Here is an 8,743-nt window from a genome sequence, read left to right as displayed (position 1 = left end):
GGCAACGGAAACGTGCCGCGTCGAGCGAAATGGCTCAGACTTTGGATACCGATGAAGCACCCTGAAAGGTTTCGCCATGGACAAATGAACTTGCCTTGACGCATCACTCCTCATGTGAGCTTTGAGATCGGCTCTTGAAGCGCCAGAATTCGTTGCCGGTCTCGGCGATCTCGCAGTGATGGGTGAGGCGGTCGAGCAGCGCGGTTGTCATCTTGGCGTCGCCGAAGACGCTCGGCCATTCCCCGAAGGCGAGATTGGTGGTGATGATGACACTGGTGCGTTCGTAAAGCTTCGAGACCAGATGGAAGAGCAATTGCCCGTCGGCCAGAGCGAAGGGCAGATAGCCGAGCTCATCGAGTACGACGAAGTCGAGCCGGGTCAGGTGATCGGCAATGCGGCCCTGGCGGCCGGAGCGGGTTCGGTCTCGAGCCTGTTGACGAGGTCGACGACATTGAAGAAGCGCCCGCGTGCGCCGTTGCGGATGAGAGAACGGGCAATTGGCTGGCCGAACCTCTGACAGAGGCACGCGGAAGGCCATCGATCTTCGCCCTCCAGCCATCATGCGCTATCGCACGACCGGTTCAATCGGGAACCGGAGCAAACCTGCGTCGGCATCGAGTTATGTTTAAAAATGAACAAAATCACTCTATAATTTAGATAAAGATAGACATATTGATGGAGATGGCGTATCGTCAGATGGAGGCTGACATCGGGAAGGGGCCTCGACACCCAGGGAGGAGATATAAAAATGAAATCGAAGCTGGTTTTGCACGCTTCCGTCGCGACCTTGCTTGCGGCAGGCTGCTGCGTTGCCTTTAGCGCTTTTGCAGGGGAAAAGCCCAAGGGGCTGATGCTCTTTTCGTACCTCGGCGATCAGGCCTATGTTCGCCAGTACAATGTCGCCAAAGGCCGGGCGGGCAAGATTGAAGATGTCCAGATCGACGTCAAATCGGGCACCTCGCGCGGCGACGTCAATTTCTTCATTCAGGAAATCGTCAACGCCCCCGCTGAAGGCTACAAGGTTATCGGCGTCAACACCGGTGCCACCTCCAAGGAACTGGTAAGCGCGCTCAACGATGCGACCAAGCAAGGCATCAAGGTGCTGTCCTTCGACGGCGCGCCACCGCCGATCGACGACCTGACGGCGCAGGTGAATTATGATCCGGTCGGGGCCGAGAAGGCAGTCGTGCAGGAGTTTGCCAAACAACTCCCTGCGGGAGGCGAGATTGGCGTCATCCGCTGTATTGCGGGCCTGGCGGATACCGACGCGTTCATCAATGCTTTCAAGGATGCGTTGAAGGGTACGAAGTTCAGCATCGTTGCCGAGGGCGACGCCCGTTGCGACCCCGAGAAATCGCGCACCATCGCCGAGGGCATGTTGAACGCGCATCCAAATCTGGTCGGCATCTACGATATCTTTGACGTCTCGGCACAGGGCACGCTGCAGGCGCTCGAGGCAGCCGGCTCCAATGTCATCGTTGGTTCGGTCGGCGGCCAGGAGTACGCGCTGAAGGCGATCGCTGCGGGCAACAAGAACTGGAAGTTCACGGTCCCTTACCCGTTCGAGGTGATCGCCAGAACAGCCACGGACACCACTGCTGACCTGGTGCGCGGTAAAAGCGTTGAAAAGCTTGTGGTGGTGCCGGCGCAGCCCGTCCAAACCTCGGAGAATGCGGGTGGCATGCTGAAGACGGTCTCCGACGTTGTGGCGGGCAACGTTGATGACGTCGTGAAATAACGCCACCGATGGAAGCGCACGTCAACATTGCGGGGAAATCATCCGACCCGGCGGCGGGGCGCCGCGATCACCTCTCCATCCTGCTGTGGCTGCTGCAGGCCGGCCCGATCATAATTCTGGTAACGCTGATCGTGGCATTTGGCCTGCTTGCCCCGCACTTCATCTCGGTGCGCAATCTTCAGAATCTCCTGGCCCAAAGCGCAATTGTCTGCGCCTTGGGTCTGGGGCAGTTCCTCGTCATTCTGGTTCGCGGCGTCGATGTCTCCGTCGGCAGTGTTATCGCGCTGAGTGTCGTAACGGTGGCCACGTTGACCGGTGTCGATCAGCCCAGTTCGGTTGCGCTGGTCATCTATCCGCTTGTTGGTCTGATTGTCGGACTGATCAACGGCTTCCTCATCGTTAAAGGCGGCATTCCGCAGCCCCTCGTGGTCACCGTGGCGATGCTTGGCATTGTTGCCGGGGTCGCCTTGCTCATCAGTGGCGGCAACACGCTCGTGGGTGTTTCGCCCGCCGTGCATTGGCTGGCAAACGGCAAGATGCTGGGCATACCTGCCGGCGCGTTGATGGTCCTGGCTCTTGCAGGGTTGTTCTGGCTCATGTTGCGGCGTACGCAATGGGGCCGCTGGCTCTATGCGGTTGGTGGCAATCCGGATGTCGCGCAATGGGTTGGGCTTCCGCGCGACAGGTTGATCATGAGCGCGTATGCCATCTGTGGCACCACAGCGGGCATTGCAGGCATGCTGTATCACGGTCGGACCGGGTCGGCTTCGCCTCTTTCGGGCATCGGCTATGAGCTGGACGCCATCACGGCGGTGGTTGTCGGCGGCGCAAGTCTCTTCGGCGGTCGCGGCAGCATCACCAACGTGCTGTTCGGCGCGCTCATCATCGCCACGATCCGCAGTGGCCTTCAGCAACTCGACGTCTCTCCGTTCTGGTCATCGGTGGCAATCGGCGTCGGCATCCTGCTGGCCCTTGAACTCGATGTCTTGCGCAAACACATCGAGACCCGCATTCGAACGCTGCGTGCGAGGCAGGTGAGCCAATGAGCGTCGCCTCGCCAGACAGCATTTCCAACATGGCCACCGATGCGCGTCTGGTTCTCTCGGTGCGGGACGCGCGCAAGGCCTACGGGTTCGTAACGGCGCTGGCTGGTGCGTCGCTTGACCTCCATGAGGGCGAGATTGTTGCCTTGCTCGGCGACAACGGCGCCGGAAAGTCGACACTCATCAAGGCGATCACCGGCATCGTAACGCTGGATTCGGGTGACATCGAGCTTGACGGACACCCATTGCGGCTGCGTTCGCCCGCCGACGCGCGTGCATCGGGCATCGAGACCGTGTTTCAGGACCTTGCTGTCTTCGACAATCTGACCGTATCCGACAACTTCCTGATCGGACGCGAGCAGACGCGGCCACGCTGGCTCGGTCCGCTGGGCTTCCTTTCCGCTGGACAAGAGCAGCGACAGTGGCGGCAGCATGCCAGCGCATTGAGCGTCAGCCATGTCTCACCTTCCCAGGAGATCGGACTGATGTCGGGTGGCCAGCGTCAGGCTGTCGCGGTTGCACGGGCAGTGGCGTTCGCCCGACGGGTGGTCATTCTGGATGAACCTACGGCGGCACTTGGTGTGCGCGAATCCGACGAGATATTGACGATGGTAAGACGCCTGCCGGAGCGAGGCCTGTCAGTCATCATCGTAAGCCACAACATGGACCACGTCGTGCGCGTGGCGGATCATGCTGTCGTCATGCGGCAAGGCCGAAATGTCGGCGAGATGATTGTACGCCAAGGCGTTCAGAAAGATCTTGTCGCGATGATCATGGGTGTCACCTGAAACAGAGTCATCTGGAAATCCTGCCGCTTTGTAAAATTGGATTGGCGCGGTCGACGGCAAGTCGATCGATGAGTTCCTCCACTTTCCCGAGGCTGAAGATATCCTCAAGCGCCAGATAGGCAGCGCCAAAAAGGGCACTGTCCTTTTGCGGGTTGGCAAGCACGATCTGCAACTCGCGCGTGGCGAGCGGCAGGCATCGCTGGTAGACGAGTTCGCGGATACCCGACAACAGAAACTCTCCGCCCCTGGCCAGCGTGCCGCCGACCACGATCAGGCTCGGATTGAGGATGCTGACGACATCGGAGGCGACTTCGCCGATCACCCGCCCGGCGCTGCGCAGCAGCATCAGGGCTTCCGGCTTCTGCATTTCAACCAACAAAATGACATCGCGGGCGTTCTCCGCCTTGAAGCCTTTGCCTGAGAGATCCCGGGCAATCGCCCAGCCGCCGGCGCGGGCTTCAACGCAACCGAGCTTGCCACAGCGGCACAAAGGCGCGTTCTCGGAGTTGAACTGGATATGGCCGATGTCGCCGGCCGCGCCCTGAGCGCCACGAAAGATCTTGCCGCCGGCGATGATGCCGCTGCCGATACCCGTTCCCGCCTTGATGAAGAACATGTCATCGACATGCGGGAAATTCTGGCGATGCTCGTGGATCGCCATGAGGTTCACGTCGTTTTCGACGTAGATGGGCACATCGAAGCGACGGCGCAGCCAGCTGATGATGTCGAATTCGTCCCACCCGTGAAGGACCGAGGGACCGACGACGCGGCCGCGTTTGAAATCGACCGGCGTGGGCATGCTGAGGCTGACCCCAAAAAGCGAGCCATGGCTGGTTCGAGCCTTCGCTGCAAGAATGTCGAACCCGTCGGCAATCTGCTCGAGGGAAGCCGCCGGTCCGTCCGACGCGTTGAACGGTATTGTGCTTTGCGAGACGATCGCGGGTTCGAGGTCCATTGCGGCAAGATGGATGTAGGTTTCGCCAATATTGGCGACGAGAAAGAAGCCCGCCCGCTCATTGATCCCAAGCACGCGCGTCGGCCTTCCGCCACTCGGCATGGTGCGGGCCGTCTCGCGAATCAGGCCTGAGTCGATCAGCGCATTCAGGCGCTGGGTGACAGTCACGCGTGACAATCCCGACGCGTCGAGCAACGCTGACCGGGACGTGGCGGCCCCAGTGGCAATCAGCGAGAGAATTTCCCCGCTGTTTGCAAGGGCGGGATGCTCCGCCGTACCATTTGTCCTGACCATTCCGCACTTTCCCGTTCGCCCTGAGATTTAGCCACAAACCCCCGGGAGATAAAGGCGTGTCTGCAAGAAAGCTGCATAGCTTTTGTACAAAAATGTGCAATAATACGTTGACTTAAAGATATATCGGTGGCTAAGAGGATGTCGTCCGGGAGGAACAGATGAACTTGCGTGGACCGCCCCGCGCTGTTGCGATGTTTCTCCGTCACTCGATCGACGGAATCTCACATGTTGTCAGCGCAAAAGGACTTCGCCCGCCCGGATCCCCTGGCGAATGCCATTCGTGCGCTGTCAATGGATGCAGTCGAGAACGCCAAGTCCGGCCACCCAGGCATGCCGATGGGCATGGCCGAGATCGCGGTCGCGCTCTGGCACCGGCACCTTCGTCACAATCCATCCAATCCGGCCTGGACCGACCGCGACCGCGTTGTGCTCAGCAATGGCCACGGCTCGATGCTGCTCTACAGCGTGCTCCATCTCACAGGGTACGATGTCTCGATCGACGATCTGCGGCAATTTCGGCAGCTTGACAGCAGGACGCCGGGCCATCCCGAATTCGGCTATACGCCGGGAGTTGAGGTTACGACCGGGCCGCTTGGGCAAGGCCTCGCAAATGCTGTCGGCATGGCAATTGCCGAAAAGACGCTGGCCGCCAAATTCAACCGATCCGGACATGACATTGTCGACCACCACACCTTTGTCCTGGCAGGCGACGGCTGCCTGATGGAAGGCATTTCGCATGAGGCGTGCTCGCTTGCCGGAACGCTCGGTCTGGGCAAGCTGATCGTGCTTTACGACGACAACGGCATTTCCATCGACGGCCATGTCGAGAGCTGGTTTTCGGACGATACGCCGAAGCGGTTCGAGGCCTATGGCTGGCAGGTCATTGCCGATGTGGACGGGCACGATATCGCGGCAGTCGACCAGGCGATTTCCGCGGCAAAAGCGCATGCAACCCGCCCGACGCTGATCTGCTGCAAGACCACGATCGGCAAGGGAGCGCCGACGAAGGCGGGCAGTCACGATTGCCATGGATCTCCGCTCGGCGCCGACGAAGTCGGCGGGGCTCGGCTTGCTCTCGACTGGCCGCATGCGCCGTTCGCCGTTCCAGGAGAGATTGGCGACGCGTGGAACGCCTCGGTCAGAGGGGCTATGTCTGAGGCCGACTGGCGCCGCCGCTTCGAGACATACCGCGAGGTCTACCCCAATGAAGCGGCGGAGTTCGAGCGGCGAGCCAAATGCGATCTTCCCACGGCCTTCGCCGCCAAGGCGGATGCGTTCGTTGCGCAAACCGTCGAAAAAGCCGAAACGCTGGCCACACGCAAGGCAAGCCAGAACGCCATTCAGGCCTTTTCCGGCTTCCTTCCCGAGCTGATCGGCGGTTCGGCAGATCTCGCCAGTTCGAACCTCACCCTTTGGAAGGGGGCCGAGCCGATCACCTCCGTCTCGGGCGGCAACTACATTTACTACGGCGTTCGCGAGTTCGGAATGGCCGCGATCATGAACGGCCTGATGGCCCATGGCGGGTTGCGTCCATTCGGCGGCACGTTCCTGATGTTTTCGGAATATGCGCGCAACGCCCTGCGGATGGCAGCGCTGATGAAGCTCGGCGCCATCTATGTCTTTACCCACGATTCCATCGCGCTCGGTCAGGACGGTCCGACGCATCAGCCCATCGAGCAGTTGGCTACGCTCCGGCTGATGCCCAACATGGACGTCTGGCGACCATGCGACACCGTTGAGACGGCGGTTGCCTGGCAGGTTGCGCTGGAGCAGGTGGCGACGCCGACAAGTCTCGCGCTTAGCCGCCAGAACCTGCCGTTTCAGCCGCGCGACCAAGCCCAGGTTCAAGCGGTGCGCAGGGGCGGGTATGTGCTGCGCCGGGAAGATGGCCGGCTGGATGCCGTCGTCATCGCGACCGGATCCGAAGTACAGCTCGCTGTCGCCGCCCAGGAGCGACTCGCGAAGCAAGCGGTTCAGGTTCGCGTGGTGTCGATGCCGTCCACCAGTGCTTTCGACCGGCAGGATGACGACTATAGGGCCGAGGTGCTGCCACAGGGCGTGCCCCGCATCTCCGTCGAAGCCGGCGTCACCGACTATTGGCGCAAATATGTCGGCCTCGAAGGCGAATGCGTCGGCATCGACACGTTTGGCGAATCGGCCCCGGCCGAGATCCTCTACGAGCATTTCCACCTGACCATAGACGCCGTCGAAAAGGCGGTCCACAGGGCGCTCGAGAAACATCGCCGCGCTGCGTCGCCGGAGTTGGGAAGGCAGCAGGCGAGATGACCGCTACCTATGTCATCGGACTGGATTACGGCACCGGATCAGCCCGCGGCGTCCTGATCGACGCCGCAACCGGCGAGCAGATCGGCAGCCACACGCATGCCTATCGCCATGACGTCATGACGCAAAGCCTTCGTGACGGCACGGCCTTGCCACGCTCATGGGCGTTGCAGAACGCCGCCGACTATCTCGATGCTGCGGAAGAAATCCTTGGTGTGCTGGGGCGCGGACGGATCATCGAGTCGATCGGGCTCGGCTTCTCGGCAAGCTCGCCGATGCCGACCACCACCGACGGAACAGCCCTTTCCGAACTTCACCCTGGCGAGCCTCATGCCTATGTCAAACTGTGGAAACATCGCGCCGCACAGCCCTACGCAGACGCGATCAACCGTCGGGGCGGATCCTTCCTGCGCAATTTCGGCGGCAAGCTTTCCGGGGAATGGCTGCTTCCCAAGGCCGCCCAGATCGCGGACGAGGCACCGCACATCTGGAGCGCCGCCGGCAGGTTCATCGAGTCCGGCGATTGGCTTGTCTGGCAGTTGACCGGCCGCGAAATGCGCAGTCTGGGTTTTGCAGCCTACAAGGCCCAGTATTCCGAGACCGAAGGCTATCCGCAGGGGATCGTGCCCGGTCTTTCCGAAAGATTGTCGGTGCCGCGCCGTATCGGCACTCCGGCTGGAGGCTTGTCTGAGGCATGGCGGACGCGCACGGGGATCACTGGCCGCGCGATCGTCGCAGTGGCGGTCATCGATTCACACGTCGTGCTGCCCGCGGTCGGGGCCGTGTCGTCCGGCTGTCTCGTCGGCGCGCTCGGAACATCGGCGGTCTATCTCTTTTTGAACGAACAGTTCCGTCCTTTGCCCCCCGGCATCGAAGGTGTGGCCAAGGATGGATCGGTTCGCGATCTCTGGTGCTACGAGGCCGGGCAGGCTGGGTTTGGCGACATGCTCGCCTGGTTCGTGAAGGCCTTTCCGCGTGGTGCCGACGAGGCTGAAAGTTTCCGTGTCTACAACCGTGAGGCAGCCGGGCTCGAACCCGGCGCCAACCATCTCGTGGCGCTTGACTGGTGGAACGGCAACCGGGTGCCGCTCGCGGATTCAGACCTCAGCGGCCTGCTTCTCGGTCTCACCACCGAAACCACGGGCGTCGGCATCTACCGCGCACTGATCGAGTCGCTGTGTTTTGGCGCTCGCACGGTGGTCGACCTCTTCGAGGCCGGCGATTTTGGCATCAACCGCATCATCCTGACGAGCGGGCTGGCCCAGAACAATCCATTGCTGGTGCAGATCATGGCCGACGTGCTGGGGCGCGTCGTGGAGGTTCCAACCATTGCCCATGCGACGGCCGTCGGCGCGGCGGTTCATGGCGCGGTCGCGGCCGAACTGGTGAGCGGCTTCGCCGAGGGCACGGCCCGGTTCGGCGCGCGCACCTTCACCCCCTATCACCCACGCCGCGAAAGCGCGGCCGCCTACCGGTCTCTCTACAAAAATTATCGGCAGCTCAGCGACAGCCGGACCGTACGCAACGCCATGCATGATCTGAACAGGGCGGCGTCGCTCGACCGGCCGGAGAAAGAAACGAAATCGGTGGCCTGAGCAAGGCGACTGCCAACCCCGTCGATCTTGTGCGGAACCGCCATCCT

At 61.5% G+C, this 8,743-nt stretch carries 6 protein-coding genes and 1 pseudogene; 5 read left to right on the top strand and 2 right to left on the bottom strand.

The features are described from left to right. Positions 1–103 precede the first annotated feature (103 nt). Positions 104–498, bottom strand: a pseudogene (locus tag NKH90_RS30640) (ATP-binding protein); the annotation flags it as partial. A 250-nt stretch (positions 499–748) separates the two neighbouring features. On the opposite strand from NKH90_RS30640, the gene NKH90_RS30635 reads away from it, so the two are divergent. From NKH90_RS30635 to NKH90_RS30625, 3 genes are read left to right on the top strand one after another with little or no spacing between them, the layout of a single operon-like run. Continuing rightward, positions 749–1,738: a sugar ABC transporter substrate-binding protein gene (locus NKH90_RS30635; protein WP_352774054.1), complete on the top strand. Its 990-nt coding sequence runs from the start codon at positions 749–751 to the stop codon at positions 1,736–1,738. A gap of 8 nt (positions 1,739–1,746) precedes the next feature. Next, the gene (locus NKH90_RS30630) at positions 1,747–2,784 is read left to right on the top strand and encodes an ABC transporter permease (RefSeq protein WP_352822888.1); all 1,038 of its coding nucleotides are present in this window, start codon (positions 1,747–1,749) and stop codon (positions 2,782–2,784) included. Continuing rightward, the gene (locus tag NKH90_RS30625) at positions 2,781–3,569 is read left to right on the top strand and encodes an ATP-binding cassette domain-containing protein (RefSeq protein ID WP_352822886.1); all 789 of its coding nucleotides are present in this window, start codon (positions 2,781–2,783) and stop codon (positions 3,567–3,569) included. The genes NKH90_RS30630 and NKH90_RS30625 overlap by 4 nt, the downstream gene beginning before the upstream one ends. Before the next feature lie 7 nt (positions 3,570–3,576). On the opposite strand, the gene NKH90_RS30620 is transcribed toward NKH90_RS30625, so the two are convergent. Beyond that, complete coding sequence (locus NKH90_RS30620; RefSeq protein WP_352822883.1) at positions 3,577–4,818, bottom strand: ROK family transcriptional regulator; 1,242 nt, start codon at positions 4,816–4,818, stop codon at positions 3,577–3,579. Positions 4,819–5,043: 225 nt separating this feature from the next. Here NKH90_RS30620 and tkt point away from each other — a divergent pair, with 225 nt between their 5' ends. Then, on the top strand, positions 5,044–7,104 hold the full coding sequence (gene tkt / locus NKH90_RS30615; RefSeq protein ID WP_352822880.1) for a transketolase: 2,061 nt from the start codon (positions 5,044–5,046) through the stop codon (positions 7,102–7,104). Continuing rightward, on the top strand, positions 7,101–8,696 hold the full coding sequence (locus NKH90_RS30610) for an FGGY-family carbohydrate kinase (RefSeq protein WP_352822878.1): 1,596 nt from the start codon (positions 7,101–7,103) through the stop codon (positions 8,694–8,696). The genes tkt and NKH90_RS30610 overlap by 4 nt, the downstream gene beginning before the upstream one ends. Positions 8,697–8,743: the final 47 nt, after the last annotated feature.

This window comes from Mesorhizobium sp. M0898, from assembly GCF_040319695.1.
Taxonomy (GTDB): domain Bacteria; phylum Pseudomonadota; class Alphaproteobacteria; order Rhizobiales; family Rhizobiaceae; genus Mesorhizobium.
This window is presented reverse-complemented; position numbering and strand designations above follow the sequence as displayed.

Excerpts from the sequence above, each read along its gene's own strand:
- NKH90_RS30635 (WP_352774054.1), top strand. The coding sequence starts at position 749 with ATGAAATCGAAGCTGGTTTTGCACGCTTCCGTCGCGACCTTGCTTGCG.
- NKH90_RS30630 (WP_352822888.1), top strand. The coding sequence starts at position 1,747 with ATGGAAGCGCACGTCAACATTGCGGGGAAATCATCCGACCCGGCGGCG.
- NKH90_RS30625 (WP_352822886.1), top strand. The coding sequence starts at position 2,781 with ATGAGCGTCGCCTCGCCAGACAGCATTTCCAACATGGCCACCGATGCG.
- NKH90_RS30620 (WP_352822883.1), bottom strand. The coding sequence starts at position 4,818 with ATGGTCAGGACAAATGGTACGGCGGAGCATCCCGCCCTTGCAAACAGC.
- tkt (WP_352822880.1), top strand. The coding sequence starts at position 5,044 with ATGTTGTCAGCGCAAAAGGACTTCGCCCGCCCGGATCCCCTGGCGAAT.
- NKH90_RS30610 (WP_352822878.1), top strand. The coding sequence starts at position 7,101 with ATGACCGCTACCTATGTCATCGGACTGGATTACGGCACCGGATCAGCC.